This window comes from Sphaerisporangium sp. NPDC051017 (assembly GCF_040683095.1).
In the GTDB taxonomy this organism is placed as follows: domain Bacteria; phylum Actinomycetota; class Actinomycetes; order Streptosporangiales; family Streptosporangiaceae; genus Sphaerisporangium.
In genome coordinates this window covers 1-1,274 of record NZ_JBFBCI010000162.1, presented here as the reverse complement: position 1 = coordinate 1,274, position 1,274 = coordinate 1, and the positions used below count along the sequence as shown (strand labels likewise).

1 protein-coding gene is annotated in these 1,274 nt (G+C 69.4%); it reads left to right on the top strand.

Annotated elements, in window-relative coordinates; genetic code table 11:
- Nucleotides 1-1,274: DUF6531 domain-containing protein (locus AB0M95_RS41035; RefSeq protein WP_363777221.1), on the top strand; the 1,274-nt coding region annotated here is incomplete at both ends.

Below are 1,274 nucleotides of genomic sequence, written 5' to 3'. Positions count from 1 at the left end.
AGCACCCAGCCTGAGCAGCCGTCGATCAATTCGCTACTGGGCGCGGGGGTCGATGGTCGTGAGTTCAACCCGGTGGTGGGCAACTACACCCAGACCGTGTCGGACGCCTCGGTGGCGACGGTGGGGCCGCCGTTGTCGGCGGCGCGTACCTACAACAGCCTGGACCCGCGTACCGACGGGATGTTCGGTGCGGGGTGGAGCACGCGGTGGGACATGCGGCTGGTGGACGAGCCCGCGTCGCAGACCGTGCTGATCACCTACCCCGACGGCGGGCAGGCGCGGTTCGGGTCGAAGGGGGACGGGACTTACGCGCCGCCGCTGGGCACCTACGCGACGCTGGCGACGGTGAGCGGCGGCGGGTGGCGGTTGATGGACAAGTCCGCCACCTCCTACCAGTTCGATGCCCAGGGCCGGGTCACCAAGGTGACCGACAACCGGGGCCGCGCCCAGGACCTGGTGTACGGGACCGATGGGAAGCTGGCCAAGGTGACCGCGACCGGTGGCCGGTCGCTGACGTTCACCTGGAGCGGCGGGCATGTCGCCACGGTGTCGACCGATCCGGTGAACGGGACCCCGCTGACCTGGTCCTACACCTATGACGGCGACGCGCTGGTCAAGGTGTGCGGCCCGGGTTCGGCCACCGCGTGCACCGTCTACGAGCACCAGGGCGCGTCGTCGCGGTACAGCACCACGGTGCTGAACTCCACGCCGTCGGGCTACTGGAGGCTGAACGAGGCCACCGGGTCGATGGGTTCCACGCTGGCCGGGGCGCTCGGCTGGAAGCTCGGCGAGGGTAACGCGAGTTTCAGCACCGGTGGCTATGACGCCACGGCCGGCGTCCCCGGGGCGCTGGGCGGGTCGGCGGACACGGCGGTGCGGTTCGCCGGCACCTCGGCCTCCAGCTCGCATGTGAAGCTGCCGGACTTCGCGGTCAACGGCCTGGGCACGCATCTGACCGTGGAGGGGTGGTTCAAGACCACCGGATCCGGTGTGGTGCTGGGCTACAGCAGCTTGGCCTCGATCGGGACGCCCAGTGAGTACACGCCCGTGCTGTATGTGGGCACCGACGGCAAGTTGCGCGGCCAGTTCTGGAACGGGACGGTCACGCCGATCACCACCTCCGGCGCGGTGAACAACGGTCAATGGCACCACGTGGCGCTGACCGGGGACAGCAACACCCAGACGTTGTACCTGGACGGCCAGCCCGTCGGGTCGGTCAACGGCGCCATCGATCACCGAGCCCATTTCGTCACCCGGGTCGGCTCGGGATATGC